Below are 17,770 nucleotides of genomic sequence, written 5' to 3'. Positions count from 1 at the left end.
ATGCAACTGAAACCCCATAAACGACTCAATTACCAGAGAGGCATGAGGGCGCTATCACTGATTCAGAACACATTGTGAAACCCTTGTCATCCCCAAAGTGCTTGGGGTTGAGATGTAATAGGGAACCCTGAGTGCAGGAATGGTTTTACATTCCCTGATACAAATGGGCGAAGCGTAAGAAGATGAAACGCGCTACCAAAAAGGTGCTTCCTATAATTGCTGGAGTTTGGGTAGGACTCTTGCTCCTCGATTTGCCGATGATAATTAATCCCAAGCCACGCTCAAAAGCTCGTGAGAGATTCGTGGTGAAGACAATTTGTTTCAGTCTTTATGCTGGATCGGTAGAAATATTTGCAAAGGAATAACTAAAATCTGGTCTATGTACTCGGGTTAAAAAGTTATGTGACCAGATCGTCCTCTGTTAAATCAGCATCTTTCATGATTTTCTTCAGCGTTCCAATGGGCCAGTCTTTAATTCCCATGTACTGGAATCGATGGGATAGCCTGAAAGCTTGATTTAGAGTCAATAGGATGGCTACCAGTCACTCGCTTTAGATTCCATCCTTTTTGCTCAACAATTTTGCAGAGTACTTTGCCTGATACCGACTTCACAGAGATAACTCAACCAGCTGCTTTTCAGGATCAGCTTCCTCTCTCTTGTAGGCAACTTCCAGCCAGCCCTGAACTGCATCTTCCAGCATTTCTAAAAGATACTCATAGCTCTCACCCCAGGTATGACATCCCGGAAGAGCAGGGGCAGACCTACACCAAAGGTCATCTTCTTGCCAAATGACAGCTTTAATTTTCATGGTCTTGCAGGAGCAATCTTTGTCGCGAGATAAATTAGTTCAGTATAGCTGCCACGACAAGACAGAGACTATTTGAAGACCGTCGCTTATTGAGTTGTAGCGTTTGGAGAAAAGTGATAATCGTTCTACTCTAGTTTCTGCTAAGTTTAGAATGCGAAAAGTGATTGACAGTTTACGTTGATATCAACATAATAGATATATGAGTAAAATATCTATCACGGCTAAGCAAGCTGCTCAAGTTCAACAAAGCTGCATTTGCTTGCATCTTCAGAAGGCTGCTAGAGCTGCTGCTAGACAATTCGATGAGGCTTTTCGTCCTTTAGGAATCACAAGTGGGCAGTACTCACTATTGGTATCTTTAGTACGTAGCAAGCCACCTTCTATCGGACAACTAGCACTGCAAATGGCGATGGATCGAACCACCATTACAGCTAATATTAAGCCTTTGAAAAAGCAGGGGTTACTAAAAGCTGTGCCAGACCCCGAAGATGCCAGAAGTCGTCTGCTGACTTTAACCCCGGCAGGAAAAGCTGTCTTGGGCAAGGCTCTCCCTTTGTGGAAGGCAGCTCAAAACAATACTTTAGAGTTCCTATCCAGCGAAGAAGCAAAACAACTTCGTATTAATCTGCGCGAATTAGCCAACTGAATAAGATCAATAAGGTACTCTAAAGCTTGGTTCGCTTGTTTTCTCTTTTACGTTGATATCAACTTATTCGACAAGGATGAATAAACGATGACTGGATACAATCAATCTGCTCTTGATAGAACTTCACTAACCGTAGGTTCAGTAGTCTTTCTCTGGATTACAACGGTTGTGGTTGCTGCACAATCAGGATTTCTCTCTCATATATATCTCCCGGTCGTTTCGCTGATTGTAGGAACAACTATCGCACTCCCTACAATCTGGTACATGCGCTCTCAATCGCTGCAAACTTGGATTAAACATGTTGGACAGCGGCAGATTGTTGCCTTTCATATCTGGCGTATTCCAGCCGCTATATTGTTTTTCTATTTTGGATTGAGAGGGGATCTACCAACCGTATTCTGGGTACTAGCGGGAGTAGGTGACTTTATTGCTGGGGCCTATGCAGTATTTATGACTGTACAAAAGCACCCTACACTCAAAGACTACAAACACTTCCATCTCATCGGCTTTGTTGATTTCGTGATGGCGGTAGGGACGGGACTCACCTACACAGTGCTACAAGATCCTAAGATTGCAACCATTACAGTTCTGCCAATGGCTTTAATTCCCCTGTTTGGTGTGGGAATATCAGGGGCTTCTCACCTCATCTCTTTTGACATCATGAAACAGAGACAAGTGTGATTATGGCAACAATGATTGTAGTGATGGGGATTAGGCCAAATTGATGAGAGTTCTAGCCTGATTCATACGTCCTATATACCAAGGCCTACGAGGTTATGGAGATCGATGATGAGGTAATGAGTGCTGGAGGCCGTTCATGAGCTACTGACTGGGTTGGCAGTCCAGCACTCGTTTTTAGAACTTACTTGAGGTTGCCTAGGTGGCTCGAAGCGGTCGTACTTGGCAAATTGATGCCTACAGTGTTAGACAATCTGTGGAGAAAGGATAGTCGCCTTGCAACCAACCGATAATTTCTTGGCAATAGTGAGAGTCAATCGACTGATATTTAGCGATTAACGCTGCTTTCGTATCTGGACTCAATTGCTGCAGCCCCTGATCTTGAAAAAGGCTGAGGTCGTCCAACAACATCTGAGCTAAAGGCTGACCGCATAGGGATGTGGCTACCTCAACTAGTGCTTGTTGAGAACAATATTGTTCTTGCTGTTGATAACTATGCTGAAGTGTTTGCAACGGAAGTTGCGAGAGATAGGCTTGATTCATGGGATTCACTGCATGGCCTGAGATCCAGTCCGCCATTTGAGAGGGCCGATTTTCAAACCCTCGCAGATGCAGATAATTGCACATCGTGGCACTGTCATTGACCGGGTAGTTGTCCCAAATAAAAGGTTTTCGTCCCAGCTGCTGGGTGATCGCTTGCAGGTGGTCTAAAGGATAGCCACTGGAGCAAATCTCAGGACCTGTCCAAAAAATATGGACTTGTGGATCAATGCGCTGACCCAATGTCTCTAGGTAGTCAGGAGGGCGTTCGCCAAATAATTGATCTAGGATTCCGCTGCTGCTGTAGTACGTCGGACAGAGAATAAACGTCTCGGCGGTGCTCAGGTCGGTGATTCGGTGGGTGATGTCCGCTTGAATATCAGCAATGCGATCGCAATCTCCCCGCATATCATCAAATAAAACCGCCAGAATATCTGGTTGAAGCTGATTAAGGTAGCGAATTTTAGCGGTTAGCTGTTCAATGGTTTGTTGATTGTAATTAAAGGAGATTTCAAATAGGTTGATGCCAATGCCCCAGGCGACTCCGGTTTGGCGATACCGCTCTCCTAACCGGTTGAGTTCAGCAAAGGTTGTCTCTGGCCAAGTCTCCTGCCAATGAATCCGCAAATAGGGATCGGCTTTGGGGGCATAGATATAGAACTGATACCCGTGGGTTTTCAGAAAGGTGGCGTAATCTAAACGGGCTGACCAGGACCAAGGCCGGCCAAAAAAACCTTCAATAATGCCATATCCCCAATTTTTTGCAATATTCATGGCTTTCAGGTGTCTATATATCGGTCATGCTCACAATGATTTGTATAGGATGACCTAAGCTGTTCTACTATCCGGTGGTACATCTGAGTCAATGATGTTTGCTATTTTTCGAGGAGATAGAGGCATTCTAGATGCCCAATCCTGCGAAATAAATCCATTTGGCTTGCTGATCGATCAGCACATGGTGTGTGCCAGAGCCAGTCCATGGGTTACTGACTGAGTTGGCAGTCCAGCATTGATTCGAGGAAATCGCTTGAGGTTGCCAGGGTGGATCGAAACGGTCGTAGCTTGGATCAGGGAGGCGAAAATCGGATGAGATCGCATCACAATCCACTGATTTATATCCTGACTGTAGGATTGACTGGATATCAGCCTTTGCAGCCTGAAACCGCAAAAATACCTGATAGCCTTGCCAAGTATCTCCCACGCCTTGTAACTGAGTGATGCTATCTGGAATGGGCTTTTGGAGAACTTCAGTAAACATTTTTTCAGGAGTATTGGCAGAGGTCGGACCACTACCGCAGCCAGATATCAATAGAGCTATCAGAAATACGCCCTGATTATAGGTATGAAAAGAAAATTGATAGGTGTGAAAACGTTTTCGATGGCTGGTAAAGAGATTAAGCATTGCCGTATACGGGAATAACGGCACCTCTGACATCCTGGGCGGCATCAGAGGCTAGAAAGCAGATCACGTCTGCTAAAGATTCAGGTTTAACCCATTGGTCGGCGTTGGCTTTACCCATGGCTTCACGATTGGTGGGGGTATCAATAATGCTAGGCAAAACGGTATTGGCAGTGATGTTGGTGCCTTTGGTTTCATCTGAGATCGCTTTCGTCAATGCCACCACCCCTGCTTTGGCAGCACAGTAAGCTGCCAACTGCCCTCCTGGATCAACGGCTCCTCTGGATCCGACCGTAATGATCCGGCCATAGTGATGCTGCAACATCCGTTTGAGGCTATGTTTGCACACTAAAAAAGTAGTGTTTAGGTTCAGGTTCAAATCTCGCTGCCAGTCTTCAAAAGCATATTCATGGGTTTTGCCCATGGAAAATCCACCCACTAGGTGAATCAAGGCATCCACTCGATCCATGCCTTCCACAAGTTCTGCGACCGAAGCTTCTTTGCCCAGATCAGTAGGTACAAAATGGGTTCTGACTAACTCTGCGGGAGAGAGGATATGCTTCAATCGCTCTACTTCTGATTCAGCAATATAAGGCAGTGTTACTTCTGCCCCAGTGGCTAGGACTTTTGGCGTTACGCCCAGTCCTAAGCCGCCTGTGCCACCTGTGATCAATACTTGCCTATTTCGCATATCGTCGCAGCCTATGTTTTTTGTGGACCAATGAATAAGCTTGTCAAAGAGCGTTTGATCTGTGAAGGATTCGCTGTGCGAGCGGCTGAAACGCCTCGACCCATAAATGCTACTCCTGATTAGCTTGAGACTCAAAACTTGAATTACTCTGTCAGAAGATATGCAATAATTTGTTACATTCAAGATCTGAGCTGCCGTAAGGACAGTTCGAGCCCTTTTTAGAGAAAAAATATGCGTGTTGCGATTGTTGGTGCGGGTTTGGCAGGAATGGCCACTGCCGTTGACCTAGTGGATGCAGGCCACGAAGTTGAGCTATATGAAGCTCGCCCGTTCGTCGGAGGAAAAGTCAGCAGTTGGGTCGATGCCGAAGGCAACCATATCGAAATGGGTTTACATGTCTTCTTCGGCAACTACCGTCGCTTGTTTGCGTTGATGGCGAAGGTAGGCGCATTAGATCATTTTCTGCTAAAAGAGCATGTTCACACCTTTGTAAATCAGGGTGGACGCCTAGGAGCCTTAGATTTTCGCTTTTTACTTGGAGCCCCGTTTAATGGCTTGAAAGCCTTTTTTACGACTTCGCAACTGTCGTTGAGGGACAAGGTTCAGAATGCGATCGCCCTCGGTACCAGCCCCATCGTTCGCGGCCTTGTCGACTATGAAGGGGCCATGCGCAACATCCGTGCTCTGGATAATGTTAGTTTTGCCGACTGGTTCCGCAGTCATGGCGGCAGTAACGGCAGTATCAAACGGATGTGGAACCCCATTGCCTATGCCCTTGGGTTTATCGATTGTGAGAATATTTCTGCCCGCTGTATGCTCACGATCTTCCAGATGTTTGCTGTCCGTCGGGAAAACTCCATGTTGCGGATGCTAGAAGGCTCGCCCCAAGAGTATCTGCATCAACCCATCATCAACTACTTAGAAGAACGGGGAGCGACGTTCCACCTGCGTCGGCGCACCTTAGAAGTGTTGTACGACACTAAAGACGATGAAACTCACATTACCGGCCTTCGGATCGCCAAAGAAGACGGAGATGAAATCATCACGGCAGATGCCTACGTCTGTGCCTGTGACGTGCCAGGTATTCAACGCCTGATTCCGGATGATTGGCGATATTGGTCTGAATTTGACAACATCTACAAGCTGGATGCGGTTCCCGTTGCCACAGTGCAGTTGCGCTTTGATGGCTGGGTGACGGAAATGAACAACCCCCAAGCCCGCAAACAGGTGGAAAAAGCAACGGGCTTGGATAACTTACTCTATACCGCTGATGCTGACTTTTCCTGCTTTGCCGATCTCGCGCTCACCAGTCCCAGCGACTATTACAAAGAAGGGGAGGGGTCTCTAATGCAATTGGTACTTACGCCTGGCGATCCGTTCATCAAAAAAAGCAATGAAGAAATTGCCAACCATGTCCTGCAGCAAGTTCAAGACCTGTTCCCCTCAGCACGAGAATTGAATATGACGTGGTATAGCGTGGTCAAACTCGCCCAGTCTCTGTATCGGGAAGCGCCGGGCATGGAGCCTTATCGTCCTCACCAAAAGACCCCTATTCCCAACTTTTTCCTGGCGGGTAGCTACACTAACCAAGACTATATCGATAGTATGGAAGGGGCTACAATTTCCGGCCACCAAGCGGCCCAGGCCATCTTAGAAAACGCGACGACGATTCAGCAACTGAGTGAGAAGTATCCATGTCAGATTGGTTAGAACATAGTGAACAAGTTGAGGTCCCCGTTGCGATCCAAACTGCATGGGATCTCTGGTCTGACTTAGAACTGATGCCTCAATGGATGGGCTGGATTGATTCTGTCGAGGTTTTAAAAGACAAACCCGAGTTATCGCGCTGGACCTTGTCGGGAGGCGGTCTTACGTTTACTTGGCTATCTCGTATTCTTAAAGAAATTCCTAACCAAATTATTCAATGGGAATCTGTCGATGGACTGCCCAATCGAGGTGCAATTCGTTTCTATGATCGCAAACACGATACCAGTGTTGTGAAGTTGACCGTGGCCTATCGAATTCCGGGGGCAGTTGGATCGATTATGGATAATTTGTTTCTGGGCAAACTGGTGGAAGCGAACCTAAAAGACGATCTCAACCGATTCCGTGACTATGCTACTCAGCATCAGTCTTAGGACTTTGCCACCGATTGATGGGGCGTTTATCCAGTAAATGGGGATTGAGATCAGCAGTATCGTCTAAGGCCAGGGATGTGTTTAAAACACCATTTCTATTTTTTTGAAGTCTTGCTCTATTTCAGCCCATAGAGATTTATTGTGTGGGTCAGTATTAAGGGCCTTCTTCAAATAAGCTCTGGCTTGATTTAATTTACGTTCACGAATCAGCTGCCGTCCCCAGGACTGATAAATGATGGCCTGCCACTGTCTAACCTCGGCATCTTGAGGAAGTCGCTGAGCAAGTGCTTCAATCAAGGCAACAGCCCGGGGAAATCGTTGTTTTTGGATAAGCTCTTGGAGTTGTTTGTAGGAGTCAACCTTGAGCTTAACGTCTGCCGATGACAGTGAAGATTCCTGCGCCGTAGCCCTTGCAGCAGTTGTCTGAGGTGGTGGGGGAGGCGGGGAATAGGCCGGGGTAGGGGAGGAATGTGTCCTGGGAGGCGGAGGGGTCGCAGGTTTGGGACGCTGTGGTGAAGGTCGAGCAGCAGTGGGCACAGACTGTTTTGTCGAAACCTTCACTCGTGAACGAGACTGAGGTGAAACCGACGGCTTGGGTGAAGCGGATGGGGCAGCGGAGGAGGGCGGTGCAGGAGGAACAATCTTTTGCAGGGTTTTGTACGCCTCAGTCACTTGGATAAATTTCTCATGGGCAAATTCATCTCCTGGATTAATATCGGGATGCCATTGCCTAGCCAACCGTCGATATGAGGCTTTGAGGTCTTCAATATTAGCTCTAGAAGTCAGTTGAAGCAGGCGGTAGCAATCTGCGATATCCATGGGAATTTACAGCGAGAAAACCCTTACTTTACGTTAGATCGCATCTTGTGATGCTGAAGTCTTTTCTTATCCATCTATAGTTGTCACTTCTAACAAAATTCTTTCAAGGTTGGCAAAATTAATGATGTTGAATCACAGTAGCATTAACCCTAAGTCCGCAACAATAGGCGATTTCAGGTTGAATGCAAATTGCCCCTTGAATCAACTGAGGATAGATGCTGAGAATCAGCGTTTACTTTACACATTGTCACCAAACAGTGTATTTCCGTGGAAAGGTTTGCTAGACTCCCTGAACGACCCAGATTATGGGTGATTCATTGTTTATTGACCTAAAAGCGATAGGTTTCAGCCCGTTCGAATTGTGAACCCACTGCCCCGATTCTGTATCGTCACCCCTCCCCAAGCGTTAACTGCTTCTACTCAGGCAGCGTTCTATCAGCATATCGATGAATTGGTGCAATCCCAGGTTGAGGTCATCCTGATCAACTTGGAGAAGGTTTCATGCTTGGATAGTAGAGGGTTGGGGATTCTGTTCGGCGCGTTCCGCATTTCTAAATGTCGAGGCAAGCGATTGATGCTGTATTCTCCTCAAACCCATGTGAATTCTAACTTGCACAGAACAGGATTAACGGCTGTTGTTAGTACCTATGCCTCTTTGGCAGACTGTATTAAGGCGGCTATTCCCTCCAGCCAGGGTCTTACCCGCCATCCCCTTCTTCAACTCCCTCAGTTTTAGGGGAACAAGGCCTGCTTGTTTCCTAGTTTTTGGCCTATGTTAGCGGGGGAGCGATGCCAGGGTAGATAAATCGATGGGGGCTTACTCTTTGACCAGGCGAAACCCAAACAGGATATGACGGGAATCAAGGGGACGAGTATGTTGATAGGCGGCTCGACAGAAACCTGGTAAATCATCCCAGGAGCACCCTTTCAACACAACGGCTTTTTGCCTCAGCGACTGGGTCAAAGTCGAGGTATATTCGAAGACGTTTCCAGCCATATCCTCTACCCCATCTGGGCTGCGGCTGAGGGGAAAGGTTGCAATCGCACTTGTATGCAGTCCACCAAAGTTGGCCCAGTTGGTGGCCTCGGCTCGCCAATCATTCCCCCAGGGGAAATAACGGCCCTCCGTTCCCCTTGCGGTTTGTTCCCATTCCAAAGCGGTGGGGAGTCGATAGGTATGGCCATCCTGCTGTCCCCGCCATTGAGCAAAGGCTTGGGCATCTTGATAGGACACGAGCACAACGGGATGTTGGCCTTCACCTGAGGGGAACATCTGATCCTGCCAAAGATAAGATTTTACAGTGGCGTAGGGATGGACTAAAAACCCTTGTTTCTGGTAGTCATTGGCTGAAATATAGGGAGAGCGATGTCCTGTTGCGCGGACAAAGGCATGATACTCAGCATTGGTAATTAGGTTTTTTCCCATACACACGGTTGATCGTGCCAAAACTCGGCGATTGGCTTCTCTATTGAACCAACCTTTACGCCGTAAATTTGTTTCAGCCTGGTCAATTTTGTCCACTTCTGTGGCAACTGCCTCGGCAGAAATGCGATAGGCATAGTCTCGTTCTGTGCGATCGCTGCCTAAGGCATAGTTGCCTGCTTCAATCCAAACAAAATCATCCCCGCTTTCGCAGCTTTGTTGGGTCATGGGCGGCGGCTGTGAAAGCGGCCGACATCCAAGGACACCGGGTAGCATCAGCAGCCCCGTTCCCCAAATATTGAGGGGCAAGATCTTGGGCATGTGTCCTCGAGAGATAACAATTACCCTGAACAACAAAACCCAGGGAATGATTCCCCTGGGCAGACTCCTTGGTGTGAGAAGTTAATCTGATTTGATCATAAGGACAGAGTCTGAGTCCTGGATGATGGGATTCTGAGAATTGGGGTAGGAAGTCATGGGAAAGATCAAGGCCTAGTTTTGCCCTTTTTCCGTCGAAGCTGTTTCGGCTTCAAGTGGGAAAAACTGCATCTGCTTATGGGATTTGACGGCCTTATCAGTCTGTTGCCACTGCACCAGGGTAATTCGGACTTTACCCGCCGCATTGAGATCTTGTTGAAAGCTGCCCATTTCACCCGCAGGTAGCACCTTCGGTTCAATCACCGCCGTCCCTGCATCAATGATCTTATCGGTGGTTTCTGAATAAATTTCGTAATAGACCAATGGGGTCAAGATGGTGGCGTCCGACTGATTCTTTAATTGACCTCGAAGGGTGTAGAACCAAGTATTGGCCAAATTCTCCTTCAGCAATGCGACTTCTGTCACTAAAGCAGCAGGCGGTTTTTTGTCCTTTTTAGCCAGTTGAAAGGTCTGGCTTGGTAAGGCGACGTTAGGGACCGCAATGCCCGTGGTCATCAGGACTGTAGGCAGGAGCAAATAGAACAATCGGTGAGTCATATTTACCTGGCGAATATAACGTTGAGGTTCAGTATTGAAGGGTCCATCATCCATTGCCCGATGAGGTCAATCTATAAAACAATCCTGAACGTCGTGAATGGGTTGCTTCGTTCGGGATGGGTAGGGCGTCAGGGATTCAGATATCCCCATCGGCGGTTAAGTATCTAGGCCAGCCCCAACCAGGAAAAGATGCCTTGACCCGTCACGGCTTCAAAAACGATAGCCACAATAAACGCAAGCATTGCTGCCCGGCCACTAAATCGTTCTGCAAATTCATTGAAACCAATTTTAGGGGAAATAAGTTTGGGTTCACGGCTGGGTTCAATCATGGCTGACAGAAATGTTAAGAAAGTTTACTTTAGTCTCAGGATAGAGGTCAAAGATGCTCTAAGTCAATCTTAACAAAGGGAATTTTGATGGGGCATTTGGCTAGGGTCGTGATCGCCAAATCGCATCTGCCACTTGGCTCACTTCACTGATGGCAGCCCCATCGTGGATTCGTAGAATATCGGCTCCCCCTTGAATTGCGGCACAACAGGCAGCGGCTGTTCCCCAAACTCGTTTCTGGGGATCGGGTTGGTTGAGAATCTGACCAATAAAACTTTTGCGAGATGGCCCCACTAAGAGGGGATGTCCGAGGGCTTGGAATCGTGACATCTGACGCAGTAGTTCCAGATTTTGTGGCCCAGTTTTGGCAAATCCAATACCTGGATCAATCGCGATCTGATCGTGAGGAATCCCGGCTGCCAGAGCAGCCTCAATTTGCTGCCGTAAGAAGTCGATAATGTCCTCTACTAGGTTCTCGTAATCAGTCATTTGCTGCATGGTTTGAGGAGTCCCCCGCCGATGCATCAAGATAATCGGCACCCCTAATTGAGCGACCGTGGACAGCATTTGGGCGTCCTGAACGCCACCGGAAACATCATTGACTAAATCCGCCCCTGCTGCGATCGCAGCCGCGGCAACGGAGGCTCGGGTCGTATCTACTGAAATAGGGACGGGTCGCTCAGATCGAATGGCCTCAACGATCGGAATCACCCGGTCCAGTTCTTCCGCTTCAGTAATTTCATGGGCTTGGGGTCGAGTGGATTGGCCGCCGATATCCAAAATATCGATTCCAGCCTCCACCAAACGATGGGCTTGTGCTAAGGCCGTTTCTAGAGAATTGAATCGGCCACCATCACTAAAACTATCTGGCGTAACATTTAAAATTCCCATTAAATAGGTCCGCGTTCCCCAATCAAAGGAGTGATGACGAAGGGTCCAGGATGGAATACTTGAGGAAACATTCATGGATCTATGGTGGCGAAAAAATTCGCAGCAGATTCGACTGAGTATCGTTTCTCCCGTAAACAGGCTCCTGTTCGATGCTTCAGCACAGCTTGAATTTCCGACACAATCGCCAGGGCAGTCTCCGTTGGGGTTTCGGCGCCAATATCCAAACCGATCGGACTATGCAATCGCCGATGCGTCTTTGGAGTGAGCATTCGCCCTTCCTGCCAAATGCGGTCGAGGAGTTGTTGGATTCGAGTGCTTGAGCCGATAAAGCCCAAATAGCCAACGGCACTAGACCACAGCAGTCTCATCAACGCTAAATCATTGTCGAAGGTTGTGGTCGCCAGAACGACTGCTGTGTGGGGGGTTAACTGAATCTGTTCGGGTAGGTTCTCAAAATCCCATCGTAACGTTTCATCGGCCTCAGGGAACAGATGCAGGTTCGCTTCCTGGGAGGGGGGCACATAGACAATCACCGTCCAGCCCAGCTGCTTAGCAAAGAGAATAGCAGCCGCTGTTTGAGCCGACGAACCGAACAACAGCAGGCGAACCGGAGGAGTAACCACTTCAACCAGGGCTGTCACCACCCCATCGATAAAGGGATAGGTCTGAATACGGGTTTGGCCAGCCGCCAATATTTTGACCGTATCTTGAAAAATCAAGTTGGTTAAAAAACTATCCTCAATGTGATTGGCAACAGAACCATCCATCTTCAGAAATAATCGGGCAGCAATGGGCGTCCGCATCGCCCCCTCCACCCCAATCACAGTCGCGATGGCTCCGGCTTGATGCTCTTGATAACATTCTGTGATGAAGTCAAATTGGGCTTTGACGGCTACACTGTTTAACCGCTCGAAAAGGATGGTCGTTGTATCAGCCGGAGCATGGGAATAGCCAGAATCTACAGGATTGCGATCGCAATAACAACATTGGTGGAGATAAGGAAAGACGCCTCTCCGACAGCAAGTTTTTGCCTGTTCAATCACCCCTGAATCAACGTATCCATCACAAATGGCTTCAGTTGACTGATCGCACTCTGTCAAGAGAATTCTTGCCCCCAGCCGGCCATAGACTTCCTCACCCGTTCGGACGACCGTCGCCAAGATCACTGACGGATCGGACGGATCAGCTTGGGCTACAAAGGGAATAATTTCCTGAAGGTCTCGCATTCGAACGATCAGCAAATAAACGAACTCAAATAATTTCTAAAAACAAGATTTATCGCTTAGTTACCAATAAGCACTATATGGGGTCAGAAAACCCTATCTATATTCAAGGAGGACTCTGATATTTATGAATGATTGAGATGATTTTGTCTAGAACCCTAAGTCACATGAGAAAAATATGGTTTAGGCAGCCTTCGCCATTTCTATATCTATCCTTAAGAAGAAAACGGAATTAATTTTTTGATTATTAACAGTTCAATAGCAATCTTTTTCCCTACTTCAGCTATAGCGTCTTAAACCGTCAATGACTCAAAAACAACAGTAATCTTCACAAAAAGCTATGAGCGTTATAGTCAGACACGGTATCGTAAAATCTTGTATTGAATTATTAAATTAGTTGTTTTAATTCAGCACATAATTTGTTGTGCAATCTGCTGATTCGTATCGATTAATAATAGATTGCCAACCATAGGGTCTCTTGAGTAGGATCAGTCCAGTCTACTCTATGCTTCTGATGGGCAGGGATGTTGATGTAGCTGCCTTCAGTCAGGCGGATAATCTCCCTTCCCTCAATCGATAGCAGGGCTTCCCCCTTAAGCACTAAAACCCATTCATCCTGCGATTGGTCGTACCATTCACCAATCTTAGTAGTCTGTCCTTTAGAAATAATTCTTTCAATCCTGATTGTTTCGCTGCTGGCAAGTAGCTCAATGACTTCTTGTTCAAGATTCTTAGGTAAATCAGCAAAGATATTATTCATCGCCCCTCTCATCCCCTCAAAACCCGAGCAGATCGGACAGCTTAATTACAAGTTGCCCTTGCCCCTCTGCTAAGAAAATACCGAACTGAGCGATCAGCGAATAGGCGACTGCGAATTGTGCCAAAGCAAACCCAGCCACGGTAAATTGACTCAGGCTGATCAAGCCAATGCCAAGTTGTGAGATACAAATCACACCATATCCAAACTGACCAATAGCAATGATGCCTCGCGCAATTACAGGGCGTCGATTGGGCCTATATTTAAACGAAATATGCAGGAGGGGAAGACCCGCTATCACCACGGGTGATTTGTATTCAACCCCCCAGCCATTCCATGATGAATGGGCAGGATAGGGAGCACCACAATGGGGGCAAGCCAGTGCCTGTTCTGATATTTCTGACTGACATTCACGGCAAGGCTTCATAGAGAAGGGGGGCTATTTAAAAAATTATTCTGTTATTGCTTATCAGCATACTAGCCCCAGGAACGGAACCAAAACCGTCAAAGTACCACAGGCCCCCAGTTCAGCCAAGCTTGAGGACACATGTCAACCGATCCTAGACCCTCCGCTTTTTTCGCTTTAATCATGGGTGCTATAGGAATCGCCTTTGCGCCTATTTTTGTCCGTCTCAGTGAACTGGGTCCCAGTGCAACGGCCTTCTATCGGTTAGGCTTGGCAGTTCCTCTCTTGGGGGTATGGCTGTGGGCATCCTCAGCTATACCGACCTCACGGCCCCCCTCGAAACGAAAGATTACACATTTAATTCCCTTACTGTCAGCAGGATGTTTCTTTGCCGCTGATCTAGCCGTTTGGCACTGGTCCATTCAATTTACCTCGGTTGCCAATGCGACTTTATTGGCTAACTTTGCCCCTATTTTTGTGGTGCTAGGGGGCTGGTTACTGTTTGGGGAAACCGTTAGTTGGTGGTTTTGGGTTGCTATTACTTTGGTTTTGGCTGGGGCGACCCTTCTAGTCAGTGCCAGTATCGATACTCAACATCTGTTTGGAGACGGATTAGGGCTACTCACAGCAATTTTCTACGCGGGGTATATTCTGTCTGTTGCTCGATTGCGCTTGTATTTCTCTACTGTAACCATTGCCTTTGCGAGTAGTTCTGTTGGCGCTATTCTCCTATTCTTAGTAGCTTGGCTGTCGGGAGAAAGCTTTTTGCCGATGACATTGTCGGGCTGGTTGATTCTATTGGGATTAGCCTGTATTTCTCAAGTGATTGGCCAAAGTTTGATTATGTTTGCTTTGGCTCATTTGCCTTCCGCATTTGCTTCGGTCAGCCTGCTGCTTCAACCCGTTACAGCAGCAATTTTAGCCTGGCAATTCTTTGGAGAGGCATTGACTCTCCAGCAAGGCTGGGGGGGCGTTATTGTATTGGCAGGGATTGTGCTGGCTCGTTTGTGCGATCGCAAACCCGTAAGATAGCATCTGGCAGGCTCCAGCAAATCACCATCTATGCAACCTCGAACGCAACAGCTCATTGCTCAACCGATTACTTCAGACGTTTTTCGACCCTATGGCCAGGTTATCTTTGCCACGGAAGATGGGGAAGCATATGGTCCCGACAATGCTCAACTGCAGTTAGACAAAGGCATTCCCCGGTTCTACATCATGCGGTTGGAAAAACTGGGACGACGATTCTCTCGTATAACCCGTCATCTTCAATGTACCCAGTGCTTAGGGTCTCTGGCGGGGAAGCCTTGGTTGATGGCGGTTGCGCCTCCTGGCCCATCCCCCACGCCTGCCTTAGATCAGATTACTGCCTTTCAAATTCCGGGGAACTGCTTTATCAAATTAGAGGTAGGCACCTGGCATGCTGGGCCTCACTTCGACACCGACTATATTGATTTCTATAATTTAGAATTGTCAGACACCAATCAAGTTGATCACGATACCTGTAACCTGATCAACCAATATAATGTGGAATTCATCATCACACCTCCCATGTGATTGCCCTTTCAGTCCGTTCGCCCGTGAAGTCCCGTCCTCGTCCATCCCTTCGTCGAAAACTAGCCCAGCATCTGCCCCAGAAAAGCTACCTGAAGTTTAAAGATGGCAAGTTTAGTATTTCTGGGCTGGGGGTTTGGTATACCTATTGGCGCGATCCCTATCATTTATTGCTAACAATTCCCTGGCTGGGCTTTCTGCTTATCCTGATGGGTGGGTATTTAGTGATTAATGTGTTGTTTGCCTTGGCCTACCTTGCCGGAGGCGATTGTATTGCCAATGCAACGCCAGGCTCCTTTTGGGATGCCTTCTTTTTCAGTGTGCAAACTTTAGGCGCTATTGGTTATGGCGCTATGCACCCGACCACGGCTTACGCCAATTTTGTGGTTGCGATTGAGGCCTTTACCAGTATCCTCAGCGTGGCCTTAATTACGGGCTTAGCATTTGCAAGATTCTCTCGACCGATAACCCGGGTATTGTTTAGCCACGTTGCGGTGATTACGCCCTACAATGGCGTGCCAACGCTGATGTTTCGTACCGCTAACCAGCGCCGCAACCAAATTCTAGAAGCTGAAATTAATCTCTATTTTTTACAGGATGAGATCAGCACCGAGGGGGATGCCATGCGGCATTTGTACAATCTCAGTGTGTTACGTCCACGGACGCCTTCATTTACCTTGACCTGGACGGTGATGCATCCAATTGATGAGACCAGTCCCCTCTATGGTGCGACACCCGAGTCTTTGGAGCAGACTAAAGCATCGCTGATTGTGACGTTAACTGGAATTGATGATACCGTCGCTCAAGCTCTACATGCCCGCCATACCTATGGGGCCTTAGACATTATCTGGAACCATAAGTTTATTGATCTTTTCCACCAGACTCCAGATGGGCATCGCTATATTGACTACACTCACTTTCATGATGTCATTTCCAAATAGTAATCAACAGAGTAGTTTTTGCACGAATGCTAGGCTATGCTTATGCCTCAAATCGCAAACGTTCCACGGTGGTTTTACCTGAGCCCGCAGCCCCCCACTCAAGAGAGATATCTTCTCTCTCCATAAGCCACCTCAATCTTTGATAGTCATTCAAGATTTAAATTTCTGGATGAGCCCTTGCCAATGCAGAGGCTGATCCAGACTATGGGGAGTGTGCAGCCTTAGTGGGCAATGGGTGTGCTTTTCAAAAACTGCTGATTCAGAAAGTAGGTGAGATTTGCTAATGATTTTTAGCCCAAGTGGACGGTTGATAACCATCCACTTGGGCTTAGGGAAGAATTGACTCAGCGGTTGAGGCATACCACCTCAACCGCTAACGAACGTTAGAGAATAAAGTTCGTATCATCGAGGGCAGTGACACCATTAAGGTTAATCCTACCGCCTCCGATGGAGGTCAGATTCAAGCGCAACTCGCCAACGGAGACGCTAACAAGGGCGTCGTTCTGATCAATGATAGAGTCACCATTGGTATCCAAATCTGATATTCCAATAGCAAAGCTGCTGAGATCAATTTGATCTTGAGCCTGATTGAAATCAAAGACTAAGTCATTGCCAAACGCGCCTTCGAAGATAAAGATGTCTGCGCCGCCATTGCCTTCCAAGGTATCGCGACCAGCACCTCCGTTGATATGGTCATCGCCACTTCCACCCACTAGGGTGTCCCTACCTGCTCCTCCGGTCAGCCAATCGTTATCAGCGCCACCCAAAAGGCGATCACCCCCTGATCCGCCATCGAGAACATCGTTGCCACTCCCCCCATCAAGGATGTCTACGCCGCCGTCTCCATTCAGGATGTCTGCCCCCTGTTCTCCAAAGAGGAAATCTGTGCCGTTGCCGCCATTGAGCAGATCATTACCAGTACCGCCGTAGATAGCATCTCTGCCGCCGTTTCCATTGAGGATATCGTTACCCGCGTTACCCTCAATCAGGTCATTGCCACCCAGACCATTGATGGAGTCAGCAATATTGGTTCCAATCAGGATGTCCGATTGTGATGTACCGTTTAGGAGCTCATTAATGCCGTTAATGGTGACGGTGACGGTCCCGGTTCCGGTTCCATCTTGGGAGGTGACGGTAAAGGTTTCGGTCAGACTATCACCGATACCCAAGGCCTGAATGGCCAATTGGGTATTATCGGCAGTAGGTCCAGTTGCCATCCGTATCGACTTCGAAGGTACCATAGGCTCCGGCTATCGTTTCTGCGATAGCAAAAGCTTCGCCTGTATCCACGTCGTAGACCCTGACTCGCCCCCCCGTGGTTAAGGTATTGGGGTCATCATCTTCGGTGACGGAGTCATCATCATTGGTGACGGTGGCTAGGTCGTTGACACCATCGATGGTGATGGTGGCGGTCTGGGAGACAGTGCCACCATTGCCATCAACAATGTCATAGCTATCCCTCTTTTATCACTTTAGTCAGATAAAAAATAGACTATTCTCAGTGTCTATTTTTCTGATGAGTGATGTCAGCTTCAAGAAGTCCAGAATCAACC

Annotated in this window: 21 protein-coding genes and 2 pseudogenes; 8 read left to right on the top strand and 15 right to left on the bottom strand. The window is 47.7% G+C overall.

Features of this window, described 5'->3' with window-relative positions; all coding sequences use genetic code 11:
- Window positions 1-398: 398 nt before the first annotated feature.
- Window positions 399-612 (bottom strand): annotated as a pseudogene (locus tag Q0991_RS25300) (type II toxin-antitoxin system HicA family toxin).
- Window positions 609-809 (bottom strand): type II toxin-antitoxin system HicB family antitoxin, encoded by a 201-nt coding sequence (locus tag Q0991_RS20585; protein WP_299492066.1) that lies wholly within the window; start codon window positions 807-809, stop codon window positions 609-611. Before Q0991_RS20585 ends, Q0991_RS25300 begins: the two are co-directional and overlap by 4 nt.
- 199 nt (window positions 810-1,008) lie before the next feature.
- On the opposite strand from Q0991_RS20585, the gene Q0991_RS20580 reads away from it, so the two are divergent.
- Together Q0991_RS20580 and Q0991_RS20575 are read left to right on the top strand one after the other, a co-directional pair.
- Window positions 1,009-1,455, top strand: coding sequence for a MarR family winged helix-turn-helix transcriptional regulator (locus Q0991_RS20580; RefSeq protein ID WP_299492064.1), 447 nt, complete (start codon window positions 1,009-1,011; stop codon window positions 1,453-1,455).
- Window positions 1,456-1,542: 87 nt separating this feature from the next.
- Complete coding sequence (locus Q0991_RS20575) at window positions 1,543-2,136, top strand: hypothetical protein (RefSeq protein WP_299492062.1); 594 nt, start codon at window positions 1,543-1,545, stop codon at window positions 2,134-2,136.
- A 234-nt stretch (window positions 2,137-2,370) separates the two neighbouring features.
- Here Q0991_RS20575 and Q0991_RS20570 read toward each other — a convergent pair whose 3' ends face one another.
- The 3 genes from Q0991_RS20570 to fabG form a co-directional block, all read right to left on the bottom strand.
- Window positions 2,371-3,447, bottom strand: a complete 1,077-nt coding sequence (locus Q0991_RS20570) for a beta-N-acetylglucosaminidase domain-containing protein (protein ID WP_299492060.1) — start codon at window positions 3,445-3,447, stop codon at window positions 2,371-2,373.
- A 127-nt stretch (window positions 3,448-3,574) separates the two neighbouring features.
- Window positions 3,575-4,075 carry a hypothetical protein gene (locus Q0991_RS20565; protein ID WP_299492058.1) on the bottom strand — a complete coding sequence of 167 codons (501 nt, stop codon included), beginning with the start codon at window positions 4,073-4,075 and terminating at the stop codon, window positions 3,575-3,577.
- On the bottom strand, window positions 4,068-4,763 hold the full coding sequence (gene fabG / locus Q0991_RS20560; protein WP_299492056.1) for a 3-oxoacyl-ACP reductase FabG: 696 nt from the start codon (window positions 4,761-4,763) through the stop codon (window positions 4,068-4,070). The genes Q0991_RS20565 and fabG overlap by 8 nt, the downstream gene beginning before the upstream one ends.
- A 231-nt stretch (window positions 4,764-4,994) precedes the next feature.
- On the opposite strand from fabG, the gene zds reads away from it, so the two are divergent.
- Window positions 4,995-6,473, top strand: coding sequence for a 9,9'-di-cis-zeta-carotene desaturase (gene zds / locus Q0991_RS20555; RefSeq protein ID WP_299492054.1), 1,479 nt, complete (start codon window positions 4,995-4,997; stop codon window positions 6,471-6,473).
- Window positions 6,458-6,901 (top strand): SRPBCC family protein, encoded by a 444-nt coding sequence (locus tag Q0991_RS20550; RefSeq protein ID WP_299492052.1) that lies wholly within the window; start codon window positions 6,458-6,460, stop codon window positions 6,899-6,901. Before zds ends, Q0991_RS20550 begins: the two co-directional genes overlap by 16 nt.
- Window positions 6,902-6,982: 81 nt before the next feature.
- Here the strand turns inward: Q0991_RS20550 and Q0991_RS20545 are convergent, their stop codons facing one another.
- Window positions 6,983-7,720, bottom strand: a complete 738-nt coding sequence (locus Q0991_RS20545; protein WP_299492050.1) for a DnaJ domain-containing protein — start codon at window positions 7,718-7,720, stop codon at window positions 6,983-6,985.
- A 361-nt stretch (window positions 7,721-8,081) separates the two neighbouring features.
- Between Q0991_RS20545 and Q0991_RS20540 the strand changes: the two genes are divergently transcribed.
- The gene (locus tag Q0991_RS20540; RefSeq protein ID WP_299492048.1) at window positions 8,082-8,456 is read left to right on the top strand and encodes an STAS domain-containing protein; all 375 of its coding nucleotides are present in this window, start codon (window positions 8,082-8,084) and stop codon (window positions 8,454-8,456) included.
- An 81-nt stretch (window positions 8,457-8,537) separates the two neighbouring features.
- Here Q0991_RS20540 and Q0991_RS20535 read toward each other — a convergent pair whose 3' ends face one another.
- The 7 genes from Q0991_RS20535 to Q0991_RS20505 all read right to left on the bottom strand — a co-directional run bounded on the left by Q0991_RS20535 (window position 8,538) and on the right by Q0991_RS20505 (window position 13,743).
- On the bottom strand, window positions 8,538-9,464 hold the full coding sequence (locus Q0991_RS20535) for an SUMF1/EgtB/PvdO family nonheme iron enzyme (protein ID WP_299492046.1): 927 nt from the start codon (window positions 9,462-9,464) through the stop codon (window positions 8,538-8,540).
- A gap of 171 nt (window positions 9,465-9,635) precedes the next feature.
- A complete protein-coding gene (locus Q0991_RS20530; protein WP_299492044.1) occupies window positions 9,636-10,172 on the bottom strand; it encodes a hypothetical protein in 537 nt (178 codons plus the stop codon).
- 110 nt (window positions 10,173-10,282) lie between these two features.
- Window positions 10,283-10,447, bottom strand: a complete 165-nt coding sequence (locus Q0991_RS20525) for a hypothetical protein (RefSeq protein WP_299492042.1) — start codon at window positions 10,445-10,447, stop codon at window positions 10,283-10,285.
- A gap of 100 nt (window positions 10,448-10,547) precedes the next feature.
- The gene (folP, locus tag Q0991_RS20520; protein WP_299492039.1) at window positions 10,548-11,411 is read right to left on the bottom strand and encodes a dihydropteroate synthase; all 864 of its coding nucleotides are present in this window, start codon (window positions 11,409-11,411) and stop codon (window positions 10,548-10,550) included.
- Window positions 11,408-12,562: an XdhC/CoxI family protein gene (locus Q0991_RS20515; RefSeq protein WP_299492037.1), complete on the bottom strand. Its 1,155-nt coding sequence runs from the start codon at window positions 12,560-12,562 to the stop codon at window positions 11,408-11,410. The genes folP and Q0991_RS20515 overlap by 4 nt, the downstream gene beginning before the upstream one ends.
- A gap of 445 nt (window positions 12,563-13,007) precedes the next feature.
- On the bottom strand, window positions 13,008-13,319 hold the full coding sequence (locus tag Q0991_RS20510; RefSeq protein ID WP_299492035.1) for a cupin domain-containing protein: 312 nt from the start codon (window positions 13,317-13,319) through the stop codon (window positions 13,008-13,010).
- 16 nt (window positions 13,320-13,335) lie between these two features.
- Window positions 13,336-13,743 (bottom strand): zinc ribbon domain-containing protein, encoded by a 408-nt coding sequence (locus Q0991_RS20505; RefSeq protein ID WP_299492033.1) that lies wholly within the window; start codon window positions 13,741-13,743, stop codon window positions 13,336-13,338.
- Window positions 13,744-13,863: 120 nt separating this feature from the next.
- Here Q0991_RS20505 and Q0991_RS20500 point away from each other — a divergent pair, with 120 nt between their 5' ends.
- From Q0991_RS20500 to Q0991_RS20490, 3 genes are read left to right on the top strand one after another with little or no spacing between them, the layout of a single operon-like run.
- Window positions 13,864-14,754, top strand: coding sequence for a DMT family transporter (locus Q0991_RS20500; protein ID WP_366525021.1), 891 nt, complete (start codon window positions 13,864-13,866; stop codon window positions 14,752-14,754).
- 30 nt (window positions 14,755-14,784) lie between these two features.
- The gene (locus Q0991_RS20495; protein ID WP_299492029.1) at window positions 14,785-15,279 is read left to right on the top strand and encodes an ureidoglycolate lyase; all 495 of its coding nucleotides are present in this window, start codon (window positions 14,785-14,787) and stop codon (window positions 15,277-15,279) included.
- A gap of 23 nt (window positions 15,280-15,302) precedes the next feature.
- Window positions 15,303-16,217 carry an ion channel gene (locus tag Q0991_RS20490; protein WP_299492027.1) on the top strand — a complete coding sequence of 305 codons (915 nt, stop codon included), beginning with the start codon at window positions 15,303-15,305 and terminating at the stop codon, window positions 16,215-16,217.
- Between the two features lie 383 nt (window positions 16,218-16,600).
- Here the strand turns inward: Q0991_RS20490 and Q0991_RS25295 are convergent, their stop codons facing one another.
- Entirely contained in the window at window positions 16,601-17,125 is a 525-nt protein-coding gene (locus Q0991_RS25295) for a calcium-binding protein (RefSeq protein ID WP_366525022.1), read from the bottom strand.
- Between the two features lie 42 nt (window positions 17,126-17,167).
- Window positions 17,168-17,615: pseudogene (locus Q0991_RS20480) on the bottom strand (VCBS domain-containing protein); the annotation flags it as partial.
- Window positions 17,616-17,770 lie beyond the last annotated feature (155 nt).

The organism is Acaryochloris sp. IP29b_bin.137 (genome assembly GCF_028285745.1).
GTDB lineage: Bacteria > Cyanobacteriota > Cyanobacteriia > Thermosynechococcales > Thermosynechococcaceae > Acaryochloris.
Note: the sequence above shows the minus strand (reverse complement) of the source record. Positions and strands in the feature narration are given on the sequence as shown.

Coding starts and splice junctions, on each gene's coding strand:
- Q0991_RS20565 (WP_299492058.1), bottom strand. CDS start 4,075: ATGCTTAATCTCTTTACCAGCCATCGAAAACGTTTTCACACCTATCAA.
- Q0991_RS20585 (WP_299492066.1), bottom strand. CDS start 809: ATGAAAATTAAAGCTGTCATTTGGCAAGAAGATGACCTTTGGTGTAGG.
- Q0991_RS20515 (WP_299492037.1), bottom strand. CDS start 12,562: ATGCGAGACCTTCAGGAAATTATTCCCTTTGTAGCCCAAGCTGATCCG.
- Q0991_RS20505 (WP_299492033.1), bottom strand. CDS start 13,743: ATGAAGCCTTGCCGTGAATGTCAGTCAGAAATATCAGAACAGGCACTG.
- Q0991_RS20575 (WP_299492062.1), top strand. CDS start 1,543: ATGACTGGATACAATCAATCTGCTCTTGATAGAACTTCACTAACCGTA.
- Q0991_RS20570 (WP_299492060.1), bottom strand. CDS start 3,447: ATGAATATTGCAAAAAATTGGGGATATGGCATTATTGAAGGTTTTTTT.
- fabG (WP_299492056.1), bottom strand. CDS start 4,763: ATGCGAAATAGGCAAGTATTGATCACAGGTGGCACAGGCGGCTTAGGA.
- Q0991_RS20510 (WP_299492035.1), bottom strand. CDS start 13,319: ATGAATAATATCTTTGCTGATTTACCTAAGAATCTTGAACAAGAAGTC.
- Q0991_RS20545 (WP_299492050.1), bottom strand. CDS start 7,720: ATGGATATCGCAGATTGCTACCGCCTGCTTCAACTGACTTCTAGAGCT.
- Q0991_RS20525 (WP_299492042.1), bottom strand. CDS start 10,447: ATGATTGAACCCAGCCGTGAACCCAAACTTATTTCCCCTAAAATTGGT.
- Q0991_RS20495 (WP_299492029.1), top strand. CDS start 14,785: ATGCAACCTCGAACGCAACAGCTCATTGCTCAACCGATTACTTCAGAC.
- zds (WP_299492054.1), top strand. CDS start 4,995: ATGCGTGTTGCGATTGTTGGTGCGGGTTTGGCAGGAATGGCCACTGCC.
- Q0991_RS20580 (WP_299492064.1), top strand. CDS start 1,009: ATGAGTAAAATATCTATCACGGCTAAGCAAGCTGCTCAAGTTCAACAA.
- Q0991_RS20500 (WP_366525021.1), top strand. CDS start 13,864: ATGTCAACCGATCCTAGACCCTCCGCTTTTTTCGCTTTAATCATGGGT.
- folP (WP_299492039.1), bottom strand. CDS start 11,411: ATGAATGTTTCCTCAAGTATTCCATCCTGGACCCTTCGTCATCACTCC.
- Q0991_RS20530 (WP_299492044.1), bottom strand. CDS start 10,172: ATGGATGATGGACCCTTCAATACTGAACCTCAACGTTATATTCGCCAG.
- Q0991_RS20550 (WP_299492052.1), top strand. CDS start 6,458: ATGTCAGATTGGTTAGAACATAGTGAACAAGTTGAGGTCCCCGTTGCG.
- Q0991_RS20535 (WP_299492046.1), bottom strand. CDS start 9,464: ATGCCCAAGATCTTGCCCCTCAATATTTGGGGAACGGGGCTGCTGATG.